Below are 21368 nucleotides of genomic sequence, written 5' to 3'. Positions count from 1 at the left end.
GGAGTGAAACACATTGCGAATCGGAGAGTTATCAAAAGAAACTGGCGTTAGCGAAAGATCACTAAGACATTATGAAGAAAAGGGATTGCTCCCTTCAAATCGCCTCACAAACGGCTATCGTGATTTCGACGAAAGTGCCATTGAAAAAGTAAAGCTTATTCAAATGTACTTACAGCTTGGCTTAAATTTAGAAGAGACGACAAAAATGATGCGCTGCCTTGAAATTGAACCACACCTGTACGAAAATCCTTGCAGCAGTATCCTTGCACTTTATGAAGATAAACTCAATGAAGTAACAAGACAAATCTCATTACTTTCCAGCATTCAAACGAATTTGCAAAAACACGTTTCACTCCTAAAACAAGCAAAAGAAAAGGGATGATGACATGTTTGTTATACACGGCAGTTCCAGACAAAACGGAAATACAGAAGCTTTAACACATATGATGATTGATGGAATTGAAACAGAACAAATTTACTTGCGCGACCATACAGTCCATCCAATTACAGATCAACGTCATGATGCAGAAGGATTCCAACCTGTAAACGATGACTACGAGCAGTTAATCGAGCGTATGCTAGAGCACGACACGATTATCTTCGCTACACCGTTATACTGGTACGGAATGAGCGGCCATATGAAAAACTTCGTTGATCGCTGGTCACAAAGCTTACGTAATACATCTCTTCATTTCAAAGAGAAAATGAAAGGTAAAAAAATGTACGTTGTCATCGTTGGCGGAGACAATCCGAAACTGAAAGCATTGCCGCTTATCGCCCAGTTTCAATATATCTTTGATTTTGTTGGTTCATCATTTGAAGGGTATATTATTGGGGATGCGAATGGACTAGATGAAATCAAGAACGATGCTGAGGCACTAGCAAAAGCACAATTGTATAATAATAAATTCAAAAATAGCAAACAGAAATAAGTTTGACAAATCCATTTGTATGCGCATACAATAAAAATAACATTATGAAAGGAAGGTACTTTGACCAATGAAGTTCTAATTCTCTTATTTATTTCATCCATCACAAATAGTGAACAAAAATGATGAAAACTAGCAGAGGATTAGTCTGTCCATTTGTCGATACTTTCTTTCGAAACGATCATGTAAAAAAATCGTTTATTTATGTACGATTTTTTACATGCAAGGGCGACGTTTATCCTCTCTAGTGAAACTAGGGAGGTTTTTTTATGACTATTTTATTCGCACGTAATATTGAAAAGAGCTTTGGGGATCGCACCCTATTTACGTTACCATCACTGGAAATTCAAGCGCAGGATCGTATAGGAATTGTCGGAGTCAACGGAGCTGGAAAATCTACATTATTACAAATATTAAGTAAAGAAATAGAAGCTGACAAAGGCATAGTAACTCATCATAGTTCTATCGCCATCATTCCTCAGCTTAGCGAAGAAATACCGGAAATCGCTTCTTCTCTTGCAAAAGGAAAATGGAGTATTTCAAACGTTGCTGACTCAATGAGCGGCGGGGAACGAATGCGCCTAAAGATTGCCCATGCCCTCGAACAAGATGCAGGCATTCTATTTGCTGATGAACCAACAAGTCACTTAGATATGCTCGGTACAGAGCAATTAGAAAAGGCACTTTTATCTTATAAAGGTGCACTAGTTTTAATATCACATGATCGTGATTTCCTAAATGCCATATGTACAAAAATCATCGAAATTGAAGATGGTACTATTCAAGAATATAAAGGGAATTATTCAAACTATCGAAAACAAAAAGAACGTGAGCGAATACAAAAACAAGCGGAATATGAGCAATATGTAAACGAAAAAAATCGTTTAGAGCAATCAATTTTACAAAGAAAGCAACGTGCTTCTAGCATGACAAAAGTCCCAACGCGGTTCAGTTCATCTGAATCTAAACTTTATAAATTAAGTGGTGCACACGGTCAAGAAAATGTTAGCAAAGCAGCGAAAGCGTTAGAGACACGTCTTGAAAAATTGGAAAAGAAAGAAAAACCGAAAGATTTTTCTCAAGCTCAGTTTGATGTGCAATATCATACACCCATTCATAGTAAAGCGATTGTACAGTTTAATAACACAACGAAGAAAATATGCCACCGCACACTATTTAAAAATATGAACGGGACAATCGCCCCTGGTGCAAAGCTTGCTATTGTAGGAGCAAACGGAAGTGGAAAAACAACTTTGTTCAACATGCTTCTTGCAAATGAGCGCGGCATCCAACTTTCAAAGAGTTGTAAAATCGGATACTTTGAACAAACATTATCTATTTTAAACACAGGTAAAACAATTTTAGAAAATGTTCTAGAAGAAACGAACTATACTGAATCGTTCGTTCGAACAATACTTGCAAGGCTCCTTTTCCGCCGTGAAGATGTTCATAAACCTGTGCACGTCTTAAGTGGTGGGGAACGAATGAAGGTTGCACTCGCAAAAGTATTTTTAGGGAATTATAATATGCTGCTACTCGACGAGCCGACGAACTATTTAGACTTAGCAACACAAGAAGAATTAGAAAGCATGTTACAGGAGTATCCTGGCACAATACTTTTCATTAGCCATGACCGTGCCTTTATTCGTTCTGTTGCAAACCATATTCTACAAGTAGATGAGAGCGAACCAAGAATATTCCACGGCAATTACGAGCAATACACAAAAAGAACCACCCAAGCTTCTGTAAACGTTACTGAACAAGAATTATTACGATTACAAACAAAATTAACAGAAATCATCAGCCGGATTTCTATCCCAAATCAGCATGATGACATCACATTTCTCGAACAAGAATACGAAAAATTATTAGTTCGAATTCAGCAGTGTAAAGAAGCACTCTAATGTCTTCCCCATATATCGACGGGACCTTCCACATTTCCCAAGAAATATCGAGGCTTCGACATAGAATATCGTCCTACCTATCATGTTAGACACAATAACAACAAAAAGCCGTGCATCAGCACGGCTTTTTACTTTATCCCGCTATTTGTGGGAGTCGGGCTGCCCGTAAACGCCCGATTGGTGAGGGCTAATAATCAGTGGGGGATGAACAAAACCCCCACTGATTAAAGTTTCACTTTATATACGGACAGCAGTCCCGCTCACCGCAACCATTAGCATCCCTTCGCGAACGACTTCGTAATCCACGTCGATACCAACAATTGCGTTCGCATTTTTTTGTCTTGCAAGAGTTTTCATCTCTTCCATTGCAATATCGCGCGCTTCTTTTAATTTGCTTTCATAAGCGCCAGCACGACCACCGACAACGTCGCGAACAGAAGCAAACAGGTCACGAACGATATTCGCCCCCATAATTGCTTCCCCATTGACGATATCGATATAATCAATAATTTCTTTCCCTTGGATTGTAGAAGTTGTTGTTACAATCATGCTTTATAGCCTCCCATATAAGATTTTCACTTACTTATGGTGCACTAATTCAGCAGAAATTATCTTTACAAACTAAACTGAGCTTCGTATAATCGGCTATACCCTCCGCCTTGCTCAATTAGTTCCTCATGCGAACCTTGTTCTGCAATACCATCTTTATTTACAACGACGATACGATCTGCATTTTTAATAGTTGCAAGTCTGTGAGCGATAACTAATGTTGTACGGCCAACAGCTAATTCTGCAAGTGATTTTTGGATAGCAAGTTCCGTCTCTGTATCTAGCGCAGAAGTTGCTTCATCTAAAATTAAAATCGGTGGGTTTTTCAAGAACATGCGAGCAATTGCTAAGCGTTGCTTTTGTCCTCCTGAAAGTTTTACACCACGTTCACCGATAACTGTATCTAAGCCCTCTGGTTGCGAGTAAATTAAGTCCTCCAACTGGGCACGTTTTACCGCCTGCCAAATATCAGCTTCTGAGGCTTTTAAGTTTCCGTAAGCGATATTTTCACGAATTGTTCCTGAGAATAAGAAAACATCTTGCTGCACAATTCCAATTTGCTTACGAAGTGACGACAACGTCATCTCTTTCGTATCAATGCCATCAATTTGAATCGATCCAGATGATTGTTCATAAAAACGTGGTAATAAACTACATAGTGTTGTTTTCCCTGCCCCTGATGGCCCTACGAAGGCAACTGTTTCACCTGCGTGTATTTTCAAACTAATATCATTTAAAATCGGTTCTTTATTTTCATATCCGAACGTAATGTTGTTATATTGAATATCACCGTGTACATGCTTTACTTCTATCGCATCTTTAGAATCCACAATATCAGGCTCTGTTTCAAGAAGTTCTACATACCTTTTAAAACCAGCGATTCCTTTCGGATAACTTTCAATAACCGCATTAATTTTTTCAATTGGGCGGAAGAAAATATTCGTTAATAAAACGAATCCAATAAATCCACCGTACGTTAATTCACCTTGCAGAACAAACCATGTACCACATATTAATACAAAGAGTGTTACAAGACGCATCAACATATAACTAATCGAAGAATTTAACGCCATAATTTTATACGCCATTAACTTCGTAGTACGGAAACGGGCGTTGTTAACACCAAACTGTTCTTTCTCAAATTTTTCATTTCCGAATGCTTGTACAACGCGAATACCACCAACGTTGTTCTCAATACATGCATTGAAATCAGCAACGTCTGAGAATAAACGTCTAAACGTACCTGTCATTTTTTTATTGAAATAAAGTGCCAACCATAATAAGAATGGAATCACGAAGAATGTTAGAAGTGCCAATTTCCAGTTGATCATCATCATAAATGAAAATGCTCCAACTAAAGTCATAACAGCAATGAATAAATCTTCTGGCCCATGGTGAGCAATTTCTCCAATTTCCATTAAATCGTTTGTAAGACGTGAAATTAAATGACCTGTTTTATTATTATCAAAAAATCTGAATGATAGCTTTTGAATGTGATCAAATAATTTCTGTCTCATATCAGTTTCAATGTTAACGCCAAGCATATGTCCCCAATATGTAACGACGTATTGCAAACCTGCATTTAACACATAAACTGCGAATAAACCGAAACAAGCCCATAAAATAAGTGTCCAGTTTTGTCCTGGTAATAACTTATCAATAAATTGATTTACGATAAGCGGGAAACCAAGTTCCAGTAATCCTGCGATAACTGCGCAAGAAAAATCGAGTATAAATAAACCTTTGTACGGTTTATAGTAAGAAAAAAATTTACGTAGCATATTTCCCCTCCCTTTTCCAAATTAAAAGACTCCCTAAATGATAACCATTATCAAATATTTTTTCAAGTTATCCGTCTATGAAACTAAAAATAAGATTAGCGCGATAGTTGTCGTTTTTTGCCGGAAAGTCGATATATTTTAATAATCGCTAATATAAATTTCATTTACTACCTATCCCATCTAAACCAAAAGAAAAGGGTGTCACCTAATGGTGACACCCTCATTTTATTATATAGCTTCTGAATCCCACTCATGCTCCTGCTGAATAAACACAACACCTAATTCGTGATGGCCCCCAGCGTATAATGCCGTTTGAGCAAGACGAAGCTCTCCATTTGTATCTAATACTTCTAATTTACAAAATGCTCCTGTTGTCTTCGTTTGAAGCGCATCATAAAACTCTTCTGTACTTCTTGGAATGACTCCATTTACTTTCGTAATAACTTCTCCAGGCTTTAAATTCATCTCTGCCCCAATTGTATTCGGAATTGTATCTAGCACAACGAGCCCATCATTACGTGCGGCAAAGTATGCTGGTCTTGTCTCATCCGTAATTTTCTCTTGCATTGAAATTGTGAAACGCCCAAGCATTGCAACTCCCATCGCGATTATCGCGAGTACGTGCCACCAATAACTTGCGATTCCTAAAACGAGCACGAGTCCTGCTAGTCCATATACACGTCTTCCTGTAAATAATAAAGCTTCCGTTGGCTCATAACTTCTAATCGTTCTCATAAATCCAATTAAAAATGGAACGAGGAATAAAGAGTATGTAGTTGAGCCTATTGAAACGACAGGCCACCAAGGAATAAATCCTGTCACCGCGTCTCCTGGTATAAGAATAAATACTGGTACAAGCCATAAACGATTTGATTCATGTAGCCCAATTCGTAGCCCACGCTTACCTTTTTTAATTTTCGGCGTAGAATATCGCACTGCATTTTTAGAGATTAATAAACCCTCTACAACGAGCATAACGCCTAGTAAAATAGCAAGGGATACAATCGTACCCTCTTCACCTTCTCCAAGCTGTAAGAAGGAAACTGGTATCTTAGACGATAACAACACGAATGCAATAGCGATACCGAACGTATAAGCTACAGATAAATATCGATACATAGCAGTTAATCCAAATAATAACGTCCAAAGTAAAATTGCCCATAAACTCGCTTTTGAAACGACGAGCCCGAGCCCAACCGTAATAATAGATACGATTAATCCGTACTTAATACCTGCAAATAGAGTTGTTCGCAGTTCAAACCAAATATCATATACTTTAAAAGAAAAATCTTTTCGTTCTCTTAATATACGTAAGTATCCAACGAAGATACTACTAATTAAAAATACATAGACAGCAGGGTGTAAGAAAAAACGTCCAACTGCTCGTAGTATTTCAAAAAGCCATGCCTCCACGAATTCATTCACCACCATTTATATCATTCTTTCTTTTTATCTTATCATATTTAACACATAAAAAAATACAGGCATCAAAGTGCCTGTATTCTTTCTTATTTCGCTATTAATTTCAATGCCGTTTGTAATTGTAAATCGTTTTCTCCAGAACGGATTTTTTCAATGATTTTATTTTGAATTGCTTCAGCTGTCTTTTTATCAAGTTGTCCTGTCGCTTCCATCTCATTTGTATTTTGGAATGCTTTCAGTGCTGATTCTGTCTCTTTGCTAAAGTATCCATCTTCACGGCCTGGTACATATCCTAAGCTCTTAAGCATTTCTTGCGCGTGTTTTACTTGCACATCATTTGAATTGTACGAAAGTGTCTTTTCAATTTGAATTGGTGTCGCGTGATAATAATCTGGTTGCTTCACTTCTACAGTTGGCGCGATTCCTTTTTTATGAATCCAATTACCGTCCGGTGTTAACCATTTAAACATTGTTAATTTAATGTTGCTGCCATCTTTAAATGGAACAGCTTGTTGGACAGTACCTTTACCAAACGTTTTTTCACCAATTAAGTCGTATCCTTCTCCCTCTTTCAGCGCGCCCGCTAAAATCTCTGAAGCAGAAGCACTTCCATTATCAATTAATACTGAAATTGGATATGACTTTCTTTCTTTCAGTTCCGTAGAGAATTTCTTCTTCTCACCATTTCGCTGTTCTACTTGCAACATTGGCTTTTTATCTGTCATGATGTCTCCTAGTATGTCTTCTACACTATTTAAATAGCCACCAGGATTACCACGTACGTCAATAACTAAGCCTGCTATATGTTTCTTCTCTAATTCTTTTAACTGATCCTTAAATTCTTTCGCAGTATTTTCAGCAAAAGAAGTAATTTGCATATAACCGATATCTTTTCCGCTCTCTTGCTTTACAGAACTAAATACAGTGAAGATTGGAATCTTTTCACGCTTAATTTTAAATACAATCGGATCAGCCACTCCTGCGCGCTTAATTTCAATTGCAACAGTCGTTCCTTTTTTACCACGAATTTTCAATACTGCTTCTTCACGTGATAAATCTTTCACACTATTTCCATCTACAGATAAAATTTGGTCATTTGGTTTAATTCCTATCTTTTCTGCTGGTGAACCTTTAATTGGCGATACGATAATAAGCTTACCGTCCGTTTTGTTCACTTCAGCTCCAATCCCTTCAAGTTCAGGATCTAGTGATTGGCTAAACTGTTTTGCCGTTTCTTTATCCATATACGTGGAATAAGGGTCCTTCAGCGTAGACAACATGCCTTGTATTGCACCTTCGACTAACTTGTCGTCTTTCACGTCTTCCACATAACGTGAATCAATTAGTGCATACGCCTCATTAATTTTTGCCAAATTCCCTTGCGCTGTGCCAGCATTACCATTCGATACTGTTTGCGTTACATACGCTGGGTTTATCCCAAACCAGTACATACCACCAAACATCCCGCCAGCACCAATTAAAAATGCAACAACCATTCCAATAATTGCAACTCTACGTTTCAATGCGGAATTCCCCTTTCCAGAACACACAGGTGGTGTAGCAAAAGGCATCACACGATGTGTGATGCCTTTACCTATTTCTACTATATGATAAGCTTGTACGAATTATGTTTGCAACTTTTTATACTTTTAAGAAGCGACGAATTGACATTACACTTCCCCACATACCGATTAATGCACCGATTAACACTAATAAACCAGCTAATTGGAATACGAATGGGTTGTATGGTAGAAGCTCGAAAATTGTTCCGCCAAGTTTTTCATTAAACACACCTTGCAATGAATTATATATAACTAAAATTAGGCCAATTGGAATAATTGATCCTAATACTCCTAGGAATAATCCCTCTAACAAGAACGGCCAACGAATAAACCAGTTTGTTGCACCAACAAGTTTCATAATTTCAATCTCAGTACTACGAGCATAAATTGTAATTTTAATTGTATTAGAGATTAAGAACATCGCTGTGAATAGAAGACCAGCAATTAACGCAATCCCGATGTTACGACCAGTTTTTACAGTATCAAATAATTTTTCAACTTGACCTTTACCGTATTGAACATTACTTACAAACTGCATTTTCTCAATCTTTTTCGCAATTGTTGCCGTATCTGTTGGTTCTTTCGCCTTTACAACAAATACATCTTTCAGTGGGTTATCTTGCTCAAATAATTCGAACGTTTTTCCACTATCGCCTAAGCTTTTAATTAAACGTTTCAACTCTTCTTCTTTAGAAGAATATTTAATAGAATCTACTTTCGCAATTTTACTCATATCTTCTTCTAATTTCTTTTGATCAGCTTCTTTTGCTGCTGGATCAATATGCACACGAATTTCTACATCTTGCTCTACTTTCGTCGCAAAATGGTTCATATTCATAATCGCTGTTAAAAAGACACCTACAAGTAATAATGTAACTGTTACTGCACTTACAGAAGCAAATGTCATCCATCCGTTACGGGATAGATTTTTTACACCTTCTCGCAAATGTCGACTAAGGGTCTTAGCCTTCATATCCGTATCCTCCCTCAATCTCGTCTCGAACAATTTTTCCGCCTTCAATTGCAATTACGCGATGACGAATTGTATTTACGATATCTGCGTTATGTGTCGCCATAACAATCGTTGTACCACGCTCATTAATACGTTTAAAAATCTTCATAATATCAAGAGCCGTTTCAATATCTAAGTTACCTGTTGGCTCATCGGCAATTACAACCTTTGGTCTATTTACAATCGCTCTCGCAATAGCCACACGTTGTTGCTCTCCGCCTGAAAGTTCACTTGGAAGTGCATCTGCACGATCATCTAGACCTACAAGACCCAACACTTCTGTAACACGTTCACGAATCGCATCTGGTTCTTCTTCAATTACCTCTAAAGCAAACGCAACATTCTCATATACCGTTAATTTAGGTAGCAATTTAAAATCTTGGAAAATTACGCCTAATTGACGACGGAAATATGGAACATCTCTTTCTGCTAATGTTTCAATTACAAGTCCATTTACATTAATTGATCCTGTAGATGGCTTCTCTTCACGATACATCATTTTAATAAATGTAGATTTTCCGGCTCCACTCGGTCCAACTACGTATACGAATTCACCTTGTTTAATGTTAACTGTGAGACCAGCAATGGCTTTCATACCATTTGGGTACTCCTTATAAACATTCGTCATTTTTATCATTATTTATCACCCAATACTTAATGATTTTTTTCGAAATACTTTTCTGTACATTTGAAAATAAAAGAAAACCTTATTCTCGCTTGACCATTCTTGTTGAAGGTAGCTTCCATTCATGCTTTTATTAGCAATGCTACTCTATGTAATATATTTCATCAAAATTCTACAAACCTCATTGTAACATCAATCGGTTTCCAGTTCGGATACAATTTTGTTACAGTTATGTTACATCCCGAAAAAAGGTAAACGAGCTAATGTAATTACTTAACCAAAAACGCTTTTCGGTCAAGTTATACAATCAGCTCGTTTATTAATTACGTTTCTTATTTATGTTCAGCTAACCATTCAGCTACTTTTTTCGCGTCCTCGCCTTGAATAAGTCCTGGTGACATTGAACCGCGTCCTTTTTTAATAATTTCCTCGATATCTGCAGCATCATACTTACCACCTACTTTTCTTAAATCAGGTCCAGTTGCCCCTGATAAATCTTTCGCGTGACATCCAGCACAACTTCTTTGGAAAATTTGTTCTGCACTATCTGTACTTGCAGATTGTTTCGAAGGTTTACTTTCTTCTTTATTTCCACATGCTCCTAAAGCAAAAACGACTGATGTTCCTAACGCAATAGCCAACAATTTCTTTTTCACTTCTATCACTCCCCATTGTTGATATTCTTTTCATTCATAACTAGGCAATAGTCCTCATAACACACTCAATATTCATTATAAGCATTATCTTTATATAGAAAAACTAAGGTGTATTTCATATTTTTTATAAATATATCGAGAAGCCTAATAAAATAAAGCTTTCACAAATTGTTTCAATTCTGTGAACACCTTAGAAAGTTCTATAAAAAACCTCTTTCTTCAAAGTGAATCAAAAAAATTCCATATACGGTCCTACTCTATTACCTCTTTGTTTTACTATTCTCTACTTTTTACAAAACAATATGCAGCGTTGTATTCTACATATAATCTCATCAAAAAGAGAAGTTGTCGTTTTCAACTTCTCTTCCTCATTATTTCATCAATATAAATAAGATAAACCTCTTTATACCCTCTTTTACCTCAGCATGTGCCAACAATCCTGTTGGCTTTTTCTCTTATTAAATGCGAGAACGTAAATACGCATCAATAAATGGATCAATTTCTCCATCCATAACTGCTTGTACGTTACCCACCTCTGTATTTGTACGGTGGTCTTTCACAAGAGAATACGGGTGGAATACGTAAGAACGGATTTGGCTACCCCATCCGATTTCTTTTTGTTCCCCACGGATTTCATCTAATTGTGCTTGTTGTTCTTCTAATTTCTTTTGATATAATTTCGCTTTTAACATTTTCATCGCGTGCTCACGGTTTTTAATTTGAGAGCGCTCTGACTGACATGTTACAACCGTATTTGTCGGTGTATGCGTAATACGAACTGCTGAATCTGTCGTATTAATGTGCTGCCCACCAGCTCCACTTGCACGGTACGTATCAATTTTCAAGTCTTCTGTACGCACTTCAATTTCAACTTCATCATTGAACTCAGGTACAACTTCACAAGATACGAATGATGTATGACGACGGCCTGAAGAATCGAACGGTGAAATACGTACAAGACGATGTACACCTTTCTCTGCTTTTAAGTAACCGTAAGCGTTATGACCTTTAATTAATAAAGTAACACTCTTAATACCAGCTTCATCACCCGGTAAGTAGTCAACCGTTTCTACTTTAAATCCACGTTTTTCAGCCCAGCGTGTATACATACGTAATAACATAGAACCCCAGTCTTGTGACTCTGTTCCACCTGCACCTGGGTGTAATTCTAAAATAGCGTTATTTTTATCATACGGATCGCTTAGCAGTAACTGAAGCTCATACTCATTCATCTCTTGAATTAAAGTTTTCACTTCTGACTCTAATTCCTCATGTAAATCCTCATCATACTCTTCTTTTAACAGTTCATGCGTCATTTCTAAGTTTTCGAACGTCTCATCTAACTGACGGAAACTTCCAACCATATCTTTCAGCGCATTCGCTTCATTAATTACAGCTTGTGCGCCTTGTTGGTCATCCCAAAATCCTGCGCTCATCATTTTTTCTTCTAACTCTGCAATTTGCTTTTCCTTAGTAGGAAGGTCAAAGAGACCCCCTAAAAGCCGCTAATCTCTTAGCCATTTTTTCTAATTCTTGCCTAATTTCTACTAATTCCATTTCCTTCACCTCTATGTAATTGCTGTTACTTTCATATGAAAACAAGGGAAACTCTCTCCGCTTATTACGGAGAGAGTTTAATCCTTTTTATCCTACATTTTTGATGTAAAAGTTTGCAAAGCAGTCTGAACTATAGTTTCCTATTACTGCCCAATGCCACAACAGTTTTTATATTTTTTGCCACTACCGCATTTACATAAATCATTGCGTCCCATTTGGTCACCTTTTACAACCGGTTTTTTCTTCGCTTCTTCGCCATCGCTAGATGGATGAACAGCTTCACCTTGAGCAACTTCTTGACGCTCTAAGTTTTGTTCAATTTCAGCTTTCATAATGTAACGAGAAATTTCCTCTTCGATAGAAGCAATCATTGACTCGAACATTGCGAATCCTTCCATTTGATACTCACGAAGTGGATCAATTTGACCGTAAGCACGTAAATGAATACCTTCACGAAGATGATCCATCGCATCAATATGCTCTGTCCATTTCGTATCTACAACACGGAATACAACAACTTTTTCGAACTCACGCATTTGCTCTTCTGGCAGAAGCTTTTCTTTGTCGTTGTAACGCTCTATTAACTTCGCGATAATTGGCTCGCTCATTTCCTCTGGAGCAAGGCGACGTAATTCTTCTTCTTTTACATCTCCTTCTTGCAGAAGGTTTGTATTTAAGTAGTCAACAAGACCTTTAATGTTCCAATCTTCTTCAATTTCCTCTTGTGTATGAAGCGCAACAGCACGTTCTACCGTAGATTTCATCATACCTTCAATAATACTGCGTAAGTTCTCAGAATCCATTACTTCTTGACGCTGTTTGTAAATAACTTCACGTTGCTGACGAAGTACATCATCGTACTGCAGTAACTGTTTACGTGCATCATAGTTATTTCCTTCTACACGTTTTTGTGCAGATTCTACCGCACGAGAAACCATTTTACTTTCGATCGGCTGTGAATCATCCATACCAAGACGATCCATCATCGCTTTCATATTATCAGAACCGAAGCGGCGCATTAGTTCATCTTCCATAGACAAGTAGAACTGCGTTACACCAGGGTCCCCTTGACGACCAGCACGACCACGTAACTGATTATCAATACGACGGCTTTCATGACGCTCTGTACCGATAACTGCTAGACCAACGTTTTTAATATCGTCTCCAAGCTTAATATCCGTACCACGACCAGCCATATTCGTCGCAATCGTTACAGCACCTTTCATACCAGCTTCTGCAATGATATCTGCTTCACGCGCATGGTTTTTCGCGTTTAAAATGTTATGGCGTACACCTTTACGTGTTAACATTTTTGAAATAAGCTCTGACGTTTCAATTGCAACTGTACCAACAAGAATAGGTTGCCCTTGTTTATGACGATTTACAATATCCTCAACAACTGCATTGAATTTGCCTTCCATTGATTTGAAGATTAAATCAGCACGGTCATCACGAATAATATCTTTGTTCGTTGGAATTACGATAACATTCATATTGTAAATATTACGGAATTCTTCTTCTTCCGTTTTCGCTGTACCAGTCATACCAGATAACTTTTCATACATACGGAAATAGTTCTGGAACGTAATTGTTGCGAGTGTCATACTTTCATTTTGAATTTCTACGCCTTCTTTTGCTTCAATAGCTTGGTGTAAACCTTCGCTATAACGACGACCTTTCATAAGACGACCAGTGAATTGGTCTACAATTACGATTTCGCCTTCTTGTACAACATAATCTGTATCAAGGTGCATAACAACGTGTGCACGAAGCGCCTGATTAATATGGTGAAGAAGTGCTACATGTTTTAAATCGAATAAGTTATCGATATGGAAAGCTTTCTCAGCTTTCGTAATACCATCTTCTGTTAACATTACATTTTTCGTTTTCACATCAAATGAATATTCTTTTTCATTTTCTAATGTACGAACGAATGCATTTGCAAACATATATAGCTCTGCTGATTTTTGAGCTTGTCCAGAAATAATAAGCGGCGTACGTGCTTCATCGACTAGAATAGAATCGACTTCATCGATAATAGCAAAATGAAGTGGACGCTGAACGCACTGCTCTCTATATAACACCATGTTGTCACGTAAGTAATCGAATCCAAGCTCGTTATTTGTGCTATACGTAATATCAGCAGCATAAGCCTCTTGTTTCTCTTCGCGTGACATACTGTTTAAGTTAATTCCTACTGTTAATCCAAGAAACTCATGAAGTTGTCCCATTTCGCTCGCATCACGTTGCGCTAAGTATTCATTGACTGTAACAACGTGAACGCCTTTTCCTGTTAAAGCATTTAAATATACAGGTAAAGTAGACGTTAACGTTTTACCTTCACCCGTTTTCATCTCAGAGATATTCCCTTCATGTAAGGCAATACCACCCATTAATTGCACACCATATGGACGCATTCCAAGAACACGAGTTGCTGCTTCACGAACAACCGCAAAAGCTTCAGGAAGTAGATCGTCTACTGTCTCGCCTTTTGTTAAACGCTCTTTAAATTCAAGCGTCTTTCCTTTTAATTGCTCATCAGTTAGTGGCTTAATAGATGATTCTAATGCATCAATTTGCTCAACTGTCTTCTGCATACGTTTAATTTGGCGTTGGTTAACATCGAACACCTTTTTTAAAATACCGATCATAGGGAATACGCTCCTCTTTTTATTAAAATAAAACTCCCGATTGCTTTTTTCTTTCTCTCTTTACAATCAGTCGTTATAAAAATCAAATATATGTTATGCCAATTTTTCTCCTAATTAAAAAAACTAAAATGTATAAACCTAATGATAATTGTAACACTTGTCTTATAACTATGACAACAATCGTCCAAATGTCTAGCCCTATATTCAGAAAAAGTTTGTATTTCATTTGTTCCAACAAACTAATCTCTCTTCGTTACAAATTTTGTATTAAATCTAAGTAGTATTCTTTTAAGTTCTCTTTTAAAGAAGATGGCTCAATTATTTTTATAGTTTTACCAAAACTAGCTAGATACGAGATGATAAAGTTGATTTCAGCAGGCTCATAAGTTCCTATTAAATATGTCCCTTCATGTTCCTCCCATAATCTCATCGAAGGATATTGTTGTTGCTTAAATATCTCTATCCCCTTCGCAGTAATTGAGCATTTAAATTGAATAGCTTGTTCAGTTGCTTTCCAAAGACTATGTGCGTTATGTATATTTATATTTTCCAAATCCAGACTATCCTGAGCATCTACTATTTCTGACGACCTAATACGATCACAGCGAAACACTCGATAAGCAGCTTTATCTAAATCGTAAGCCTGACAATACCAATAACCTTTCATTGCATAAATCGAAATCGGTTGAATACGGCGCATTGTCGTTTGTTTCGGCGTTACATAGTTTATAGTTAAAGCCCTATTTTGAACAGCAGCTAACAAAATCTCTTCTAGATAACCACATTCATGTGCTTGTTCCAAATGAAAAAAGGAGACTCTTTTTTGCAAGTTTTCAATTTGCTCACGCTGTTTTGACGAAACACTATCTAAAAATTTCTTATTGATGGAACGAAACGAGACTTGAAAGGGAATACTTACAAAACTACTTAGTGCTTGCATTGCAAAATAAAGCGCAAAAACTTCATGATTTGTAAATGAAATCGGTGGTAATGTCATCGTTTTTATTAAACGATACCCTCCATACCGACCATACTCTGCAAAAAGAGGTACACCCATTTCCTCTAAAGATGCAATATCACGTAAAGCTGTCCTTTTTGAAATTTGAAATTCATCCATTAAATCTTTCAATGTGAATGTTTGTTTTTGATTAATAAAGCGTAGCATCTGATTTAAACGTTCAACTTTTTTCATAAACTCTCCCTATAGGTGCCAATGTGTGGCACCTTATACTTGTATAGTAATAAGTGTAAACATATATGAAGGAGGCAATACAATGAACTTTGAAGTAATCACTTTTTTATCATTAAATGGGCAAGGTGCTAAAGCAATTACATTTTACGAACAGTATTTAGGTGCTAAAGTTTTATTTAAAAAGAATTATAAAGAAATGAAAGAAATAGATCCGAATTTCACGTATAAAGAAAGCCAAGAACATTATATTACCCATTCCGTTTTACAAATTGGTACTAATAAAATTATGATTGCAGAACAGGCAGTGGATTCCACACGCCCTTGGCAATTAAGTAATAGCTCATCATTATGCATTCAATCTAAAGATTTCCAAACCATTGAAACACTCTATCACAATCTAATTCAACATGATGAGGTTTATATTTTAACACCTTTTGAAAAAAACTCCTTCAGCCCGGGTTATGCCATTGTGCGAGATCCTTTTGGAATAGTAATACAATTAACCGTGACAAAACATGACTTCTAAATTTCATTACGAATTAGCCATTAAAATTCATATCAACATTACAAGATAAGGAAGTAAAAAACATCTAAAAAAAGCGTAGCCATTTTGGCTACGCTTTTGAATGATTATTTTGTTTCGATTAAACCATATTTCCCATCTTTACGACCATATACAACATTAGTTTCATTTGTATCAGCATTTGTGAAGACGAAGAAATTATGTCCTAGCATATCCATTTGTAAGATCGCTTCTTCAACGTCCATCGGTTTTAAATCGAATCGTTTTGTACGTACAAGTTCTAATTCATCCTCTTCTACCGCATCCAGAACAGCTACTGCTTCTGGAAGGATAAAGTTAGTTTTCACAGAACCTTTTTCACGTAATTTACGGTTTACTTTTGTTTTATGTTTACGAATTTGTCGCTCAAGTTTATCAACCACTAAATCAATCGCAGCGTACATATCGCTATTTGTTTCTTCTGCACGAAGTAATAAATCTGTAAATGGAATTGTTACCTCGATACGTTGCTTGTCAGAGTATACTTTTAAATTAACTTTAATCTCTGGGAATGTATCAAAATAACGCTCTAATTTACTTAGTTTTTTCTCTACATATTCCTTTAATGCTGGAGTTACTTCAATATTTTCACCACGAATGTTGAATTTCATAGATGAATTCCTCCTTTCAAGCCTATGTACTATAATTTCGACATTGGCTTAAAAACTCCTTCTAATTTTTTAAAAAATTAGTGGAATTGCGATTTTTTTATCGTTTTTTGTTGAAATGAAAAGATGCATCGTTTCTATCTTTATTTTATCCTATTAACATCGTGAATAACGAATGTAACTGTGGACAATTGGTTACAGAAAAGAAACAACTTTTTGACAACTTCTCCAAAACAAACAAGCCCTTGTTACGAGCAAGAGCTTTCGCCATCTATATAATGCTGCTAAAAATACAGCTCTATCTTTTCCAAAAACTTAATTTTTACAGTTTCACAACATTAGCTGCTTGTGGTCCACGTGCTCCATCAACAATATCAAACTCCACTTGTTGACCTTCTTCTAACGACTTATACCCATCTTGTTGAATAGCAGAAAAATGAACAAACACATCGTCACCATCTTCACGCTCAATAAACCCAAATCCCTTTTCTGCATTGAACCATTTTACTCGTCCTTGCATATTCATTCCATTCCCTTCACTCTTAAAATCAGGGCATTCGCCCCATATTCTGACTATAACGAATGACAAGACTGTAAGTCAAAGAAGACCTGTCGTCTTTTTATTACTCCTTTCGACATTCACATATTACCCTCTACAAAGCGTCAAACAAGAAACTTCTCTCGCTCCTCGATCATACAAAAGGCTTCCAATTTGCCTAACAGTAATTCCTGTCGTATACACATCATCCACGATTAAAACATGTTGCTCATGAAACATCTCTTCTCCCTGAAAATAAAAAGGATTAACTCCCGATATCCTTTCTTTACGCTTCTTCTTACTTTGTTTTTCAGTTTCTATTCTTCTTAATGATGTACCAGATATTTTGACAGGCAAACAAGAGGCTAATAACTCAGCTTGATTAAAACCACGTTCGTATTCTCGCTCTTCACTAAGGGGAACCGGAATGACAACTGAAACATTCGCAAAATATTTTTGAAAAAGACTTCGAAAAGACTGATGGAAAATATGCACTAATTCAGCATCTCCTCGAAATTTAAACTGTGCTAATATTTCTTTCATCCTTTCATCATACACATGCAACGAACGATTTATGAGAGACGGAAACCTCTGCTCGTTCGTCCACCTTATGCAGTCCATGCAAATATCTCCGTTTTTATATTCAGCTGGTACAAGTTCTAAAGGTCGACCACACTCCTTGCAAATCTCTCCTATAATATAGGAAAGATTTTGTTCACATCTATCACATATATACTTTTTTTGAAGCTTAACAAAAAAAGTGTACCAACTAATCGCGCACGAAATATATTCATCACAAAGCAGACAATGCATTAATCTATCAACCCTTGTTCTTTAGCATTTTTATTCATACTTTGAATATGTTTTTTCGCGCGCACCATCGCCTCTGTCTTTCCATAATGAAAATAGATGACATCTCCATGTGGTTCATCAGAACTTCTACCAGCACGCCCTGCAATTTGAACGAGAGCACTTTCTGAAAATATTTCTTCCTCAGCCCCTAAAACTGCCACTTGTAAATTTTTCACAGTTACTCCTCGTTCCAAAATCGTCGTTGTAACTAATAAGGGGATCTCTCCCTTCCTGAAAGCTGCTACCTTCTCTTTTCTCGCCAGATCTTCTGCATGCACACCATCAATTTGGTTGTTTAATGATTTTAATAACTGGCTAATTTCCTCTACATATCGTACATGAGGAACAAATAGAAAAATGGGATATTGTTTAGATAAGTACATATTTAACCATTGTAATAAAGCACGAGGAATTTTTTTACGCATAAGACCCTTTTTCCAATTTCCGCACCATCGAAATAGTGGAACTGGCAATGGATGACGATGATAACGTCCTGAAATAATAACCCCTTTTTGCTTACCATTCCGCAATTTACGCTTCCACTTTTCATCTGGAGTTGCAGTTAAATAAATACGTGCTGCCTCCTCTTTCATCGCTTTGTTTACTGCATAATGCAACATCTTATCCGCATGATACGGAAAAGCATCTATCTCATCTACAATCATGACATGGAATGCTCTATAATAACGTAACAATTGATGTGTAGTTGCAACGATTAACGCCGCACCCTTTTCTCGGTCTACACTCCCTCCGTATAAAGCTGCTACATTTATATTTGGAAACACTTCTTGTAATCTTGGTGCTAATTCAAGTACAACGTCCGTTCTCGGTGTTGCAATACAAACTCTCTCTCCCTTTTGTAGCGCCTCTGCAATTCCGCGAAACAACATTTCTGTTTTTCCAGCCCCGCACACCGCCCAAATAAAAAATGATTCTTTCTGCTTAACAGCGTCAACGACACTTTGCGCAGCTAACTCCTGACCATCAGACAAAAAGCCTTCCCACTGTAACGGATTCAAATAATTTTCTCCGCTTATTTCAGCAATACCGCGAACAAGTACAGTACATTCACTTACCCTGCCCATCGTTATACACTTACGACAATACGCACATACTTTACTGCACCTCTTACATAAAAATGACGCAAATAGTCGCTGCTCCATATTCCCGCAACGCTGGCACGTATATTTTGAAAATTTCTTAATTACACCTTGCACACAAACGACTTCTCGGTTCCTTTTCAAATAATCCAATTTATTCTGCAAATCTGAAGAAAGTTCTTCTAACAATAACTGTCTACCAGCTAACATCATCAATAACCACCTCCAGCACTACTATAAATCCTTCTCTTTATCTCGTAAAAACTCAAAAAAGCCGATAACCTACTTATAAAATAGTAAGCTATCGACTTTATACACGTTTTTTATTCAATTATAAATCCTAGAATCTACCGTATCCTAAGAAATGTTTTTGGTTGTACGAACTGTTAATATCACCGTACGCAATCCCTTTATCACTCGCATGAATCATTTGTCCATTCCCAACATAAATACCGATGTGAGATGGACCTGCTTTATAAGTACCTTGGAAGAATACTAAATCTCCAGGTTGTGGGCTACTTACTTTAGAAACTGAGTTCCAGTAACCTGCAACATCTTGACGTCCTACACCAAAGATGTAAGAAATGAATCCACTACAGTCAAAACCACCGTTTGATGGAGATGCACTTGCCCAAACATAAGGCATACCTAAGTATTGTTGTGCTTTACCAATTACGCCACCCGCATTTGGAGCTGGTGCTGGTGCTGGTGCCGACTTTTCTTGTTTAGGTGCTTCTTTTTTAGGCTCTTCTTTTTTAGGTTCTTCTTTTTGAGCTTGTCCACCATTGTTTGCCGGTGCAGCTTGCTCTGCAGGTGCTGGTGCTGGCTGAGCTTGTGCCTCTTTAGCAGCTTGTTCTGCTTGTTTTTGAGCAGCAGCTTCTTGTGCCGCTTTTGCTTGCGCTTCTTCTTCCGCAATACGTTGTAATTGCAGTGCTTGTTTCTCAAGATCTTTCAATTGACTTTCCGTGCTTGTCATCGTAGTTACAACTGTATCCATTTTACCGCTTAAATCGTTTACCGCTGTTGCTTTTTTCTCTTTTTCAGCGTCAAGTTCTTTCTTAGCAGTTTCAATTTGAGCTTGTGCTTCTTTTAATTCTTTTTGTTTTTCTTTTACTGTCTCAACATCTTTTTTCACGTTCGTTTGATCTTCTTGTTGAGTTTTCATGATATCTTCGTCAGACTCAAGAATCTTAGACATAGAATTGAAACGATCCACTAAATCTGCAATGTTTTTAGAGTTTACAAGAACTTCTGTTACAACGTTCGTGTTCGGTTGTTCTTGTAGTGCAACTAAACGTTTTCTTAATAACTCTTCACGTTTTGCAATCTTTGTTTGTAATTCTGCAATATCTTTATTTTTCTTTTCAATTAATTGCTCAGTGTCAGAAACTTTTTTCGTTGTTTCATCAAGTTTTGTAGCGTTCTCTTGAACAGACTTATCTAAACCTTGAATTGTTTTGTTTAAATCATTCATTTGTTTTTGTAATTCATCACGTTCTTGTTGTTGTTTATGTAAAGTATCATTTTGTATGTTAATTTGTGATTTCACGTCAGAAATTTTATCTTCTGCAAATACATTTGGTGTTAGCCCTGAAAACATTAACCCTGCAACTAATGCGCAAGATGCCATTTTTAGCTTTTTCATTTTATTTTTTACACCGCTTTCTTTTTTCATTTTCCGTATATAACCTATTAAAATTTATACCATAATTCGGGAGTTTTTTTGCTAATGTTACGGTTTTGTAAAATAAATGTAATATTACATTTATCTCTATAGCAAAGTATATCTAAATTTGTATATATATGTAGAATTTCAAGAGCCTTACGCCGTTTTTTATAGAATTGAAAAAAACGTAAGGGATTCCCTT

Annotated in this window: 18 protein-coding genes and 1 pseudogene; 4 read left to right on the top strand and 15 right to left on the bottom strand. The window is 36.8% G+C overall.

The genetic code is table 11. The features are described from left to right. Positions 1 to 13: 13 nt before the first annotated feature. The 3 genes from CDB3_RS24715 (at position 14) to abc-f (ending at position 2833) form a co-directional block, all read left to right on the top strand. Complete coding sequence (locus CDB3_RS24715; RefSeq protein ID WP_128856298.1) at positions 14 to 382, top strand: MerR family transcriptional regulator; 369 nt, start codon at positions 14 to 16, stop codon at positions 380 to 382. 4 nt (positions 383 to 386) lie between these two features. Then, positions 387 to 932, top strand: a complete 546-nt coding sequence (locus tag CDB3_RS24710) for a flavodoxin family protein (protein WP_128856297.1) — start codon at positions 387 to 389, stop codon at positions 930 to 932. A gap of 266 nt (positions 933 to 1198) precedes the next feature. Next, complete coding sequence (gene abc-f, locus CDB3_RS24705; RefSeq protein ID WP_128856296.1) at positions 1199 to 2833, top strand: ribosomal protection-like ABC-F family protein; 1635 nt, start codon at positions 1199 to 1201, stop codon at positions 2831 to 2833. A 237-nt stretch (positions 2834 to 3070) separates the two neighbouring features. Here the strand turns inward: abc-f and CDB3_RS24695 are convergent, their stop codons facing one another. The 10 genes from CDB3_RS24695 to CDB3_RS24650 all read right to left on the bottom strand — a co-directional run bounded on the left by CDB3_RS24695 (position 3071) and on the right by CDB3_RS24650 (position 15840). Then, a complete protein-coding gene (locus tag CDB3_RS24695) occupies positions 3071 to 3382 on the bottom strand; it encodes a YbjQ family protein (protein WP_002112849.1) in 312 nt (103 codons plus the stop codon). Positions 3383 to 3447: 65 nt separating this feature from the next. Beyond that, positions 3448 to 5163 (bottom strand): ABC transporter ATP-binding protein, encoded by a 1716-nt coding sequence (locus tag CDB3_RS24690; RefSeq protein WP_128856295.1) that lies wholly within the window; start codon positions 5161 to 5163, stop codon positions 3448 to 3450. A 228-nt stretch (positions 5164 to 5391) separates the two neighbouring features. Beyond that, the gene (locus CDB3_RS24685) at positions 5392 to 6576 is read right to left on the bottom strand and encodes a PDZ domain-containing protein (RefSeq protein ID WP_179139754.1); all 1185 of its coding nucleotides are present in this window, start codon (positions 6574 to 6576) and stop codon (positions 5392 to 5394) included. Positions 6577 to 6671: 95 nt separating this feature from the next. Next, positions 6672 to 8108, bottom strand: a complete 1437-nt coding sequence (locus CDB3_RS24680; RefSeq protein ID WP_483861151.1) for a S41 family peptidase — start codon at positions 8106 to 8108, stop codon at positions 6672 to 6674. A 118-nt stretch (positions 8109 to 8226) separates the two neighbouring features. Continuing rightward, the gene (gene ftsX, locus CDB3_RS24675) at positions 8227 to 9120 is read right to left on the bottom strand and encodes a permease-like cell division protein FtsX (RefSeq protein WP_097832365.1); all 894 of its coding nucleotides are present in this window, start codon (positions 9118 to 9120) and stop codon (positions 8227 to 8229) included. Beyond that, on the bottom strand, positions 9110 to 9796 hold the full coding sequence (gene ftsE / locus CDB3_RS24670; protein ID WP_097832366.1) for a cell division ATP-binding protein FtsE: 687 nt from the start codon (positions 9794 to 9796) through the stop codon (positions 9110 to 9112). Before ftsE ends, ftsX begins: the two co-directional genes overlap by 11 nt. 320 nt (positions 9797 to 10116) lie before the next feature. Continuing rightward, positions 10117 to 10440: a cytochrome c551 gene (cccB, locus tag CDB3_RS24665; protein WP_097904135.1), complete on the bottom strand. Its 324-nt coding sequence runs from the start codon at positions 10438 to 10440 to the stop codon at positions 10117 to 10119. Positions 10441 to 10898: 458 nt separating this feature from the next. Next, positions 10899 to 11997 (bottom strand): peptide chain release factor 2 gene (gene prfB / locus CDB3_RS24660; protein WP_128856293.1). Its coding sequence is split into 2 segments (ribosomal slippage): positions 10899 to 11924 and positions 11926 to 11997, totalling 1098 coding nucleotides; the frame shifts between segments, so codons are not numbered across the junction. 143 nt (positions 11998 to 12140) lie between these two features. Next, on the bottom strand, positions 12141 to 14648 hold the full coding sequence (secA, locus tag CDB3_RS24655; RefSeq protein ID WP_128856292.1) for a preprotein translocase subunit SecA: 2508 nt from the start codon (positions 14646 to 14648) through the stop codon (positions 12141 to 12143). 253 nt (positions 14649 to 14901) lie between these two features. After that, the gene (locus CDB3_RS24650; protein ID WP_128856291.1) at positions 14902 to 15840 is read right to left on the bottom strand and encodes a helix-turn-helix transcriptional regulator; all 939 of its coding nucleotides are present in this window, start codon (positions 15838 to 15840) and stop codon (positions 14902 to 14904) included. 82 nt (positions 15841 to 15922) lie between these two features. Between CDB3_RS24650 and CDB3_RS24645 the strand changes: the two genes are divergently transcribed. Then, positions 15923 to 16366: a VOC family protein gene (locus tag CDB3_RS24645; protein ID WP_128856290.1), complete on the top strand. Its 444-nt coding sequence runs from the start codon at positions 15923 to 15925 to the stop codon at positions 16364 to 16366. 104 nt (positions 16367 to 16470) lie between these two features. Here the strand turns inward: CDB3_RS24645 and hpf are convergent, their stop codons facing one another. The 5 genes and pseudogenes from hpf to CDB3_RS24620 all read right to left on the bottom strand — a co-directional run bounded on the left by hpf (position 16471) and on the right by CDB3_RS24620 (position 21260). After that, positions 16471 to 17013, bottom strand: coding sequence for a ribosome hibernation-promoting factor, HPF/YfiA family (hpf, locus tag CDB3_RS24640; RefSeq protein WP_000671183.1), 543 nt, complete (start codon positions 17011 to 17013; stop codon positions 16471 to 16473). A 319-nt stretch (positions 17014 to 17332) separates the two neighbouring features. Then, the gene (gene cspC, locus CDB3_RS24635) at positions 17333 to 17530 is read right to left on the bottom strand and encodes a cold shock protein CspC (protein WP_001990088.1); all 198 of its coding nucleotides are present in this window, start codon (positions 17528 to 17530) and stop codon (positions 17333 to 17335) included. A 126-nt stretch (positions 17531 to 17656) separates the two neighbouring features. Then, a complete protein-coding gene (locus tag CDB3_RS24630; RefSeq protein WP_128856289.1) occupies positions 17657 to 18361 on the bottom strand; it encodes a ComFC family protein in 705 nt (234 codons plus the stop codon). Then, the gene (comFA, locus tag CDB3_RS24625; RefSeq protein ID WP_128856453.1) at positions 18361 to 19710 is read right to left on the bottom strand and encodes an ATP-dependent helicase ComFA; all 1350 of its coding nucleotides are present in this window, start codon (positions 19708 to 19710) and stop codon (positions 18361 to 18363) included. Before comFA ends, CDB3_RS24630 begins: the two co-directional genes overlap by 1 nt. 130 nt (positions 19711 to 19840) lie before the next feature. Then, positions 19841 to 21260, bottom strand: a pseudogene (locus CDB3_RS24620) (coiled-coil domain-containing protein). Between the last annotated feature and the right edge of the window lie 108 nt (positions 21261 to 21368).

Origin of the sequence: Bacillus sp. CDB3 (genome assembly GCF_002081505.1) — a bacterium.
GTDB lineage: Bacteria > Bacillota > Bacilli > Bacillales > Bacillaceae_G > Bacillus_A > Bacillus_A cereus_AT.
This window is presented reverse-complemented; position numbering and strand designations above follow the sequence as displayed.

Bases quoted from the DNA above. Each gene is read 5' to 3' on its own strand.
- CDB3_RS24710 (WP_128856297.1), top strand. From the start codon at position 387: ATGTTTGTTATACACGGCAGTTCCAGACAAAACGGAAATACAGAAGCT.
- abc-f (WP_128856296.1), top strand. From the start codon at position 1,199: ATGACTATTTTATTCGCACGTAATATTGAAAAGAGCTTTGGGGATCGC.
- CDB3_RS24695 (WP_002112849.1), bottom strand. From the start codon at position 3,382: ATGATTGTAACAACAACTTCTACAATCCAAGGGAAAGAAATTATTGAT.
- CDB3_RS24690 (WP_128856295.1), bottom strand. From the start codon at position 5,163: ATGCTACGTAAATTTTTTTCTTACTATAAACCGTACAAAGGTTTATTT.
- ftsX (WP_097832365.1), bottom strand. From the start codon at position 9,120: ATGAAGGCTAAGACCCTTAGTCGACATTTGCGAGAAGGTGTAAAAAAT.
- ftsE (WP_097832366.1), bottom strand. From the start codon at position 9,796: ATGATAAAAATGACGAATGTTTATAAGGAGTACCCAAATGGTATGAAA.
- secA (WP_128856292.1), bottom strand. From the start codon at position 14,648: ATGATCGGTATTTTAAAAAAGGTGTTCGATGTTAACCAACGCCAAATT.
- CDB3_RS24650 (WP_128856291.1), bottom strand. From the start codon at position 15,840: ATGAAAAAAGTTGAACGTTTAAATCAGATGCTACGCTTTATTAATCAA.
- CDB3_RS24645 (WP_128856290.1), top strand. From the start codon at position 15,923: ATGAACTTTGAAGTAATCACTTTTTTATCATTAAATGGGCAAGGTGCT.
- hpf (WP_000671183.1), bottom strand. From the start codon at position 17,013: ATGAAATTCAACATTCGTGGTGAAAATATTGAAGTAACTCCAGCATTA.
- cspC (WP_001990088.1), bottom strand. From the start codon at position 17,530: ATGCAAGGACGAGTAAAATGGTTCAATGCAGAAAAGGGATTTGGGTTT.
- CDB3_RS24630 (WP_128856289.1), bottom strand. From the start codon at position 18,361: ATGCATTGTCTGCTTTGTGATGAATATATTTCGTGCGCGATTAGTTGG.
- comFA (WP_128856453.1), bottom strand. From the start codon at position 19,710: ATGTTAGCTGGTAGACAGTTATTGTTAGAAGAACTTTCTTCAGATTTG.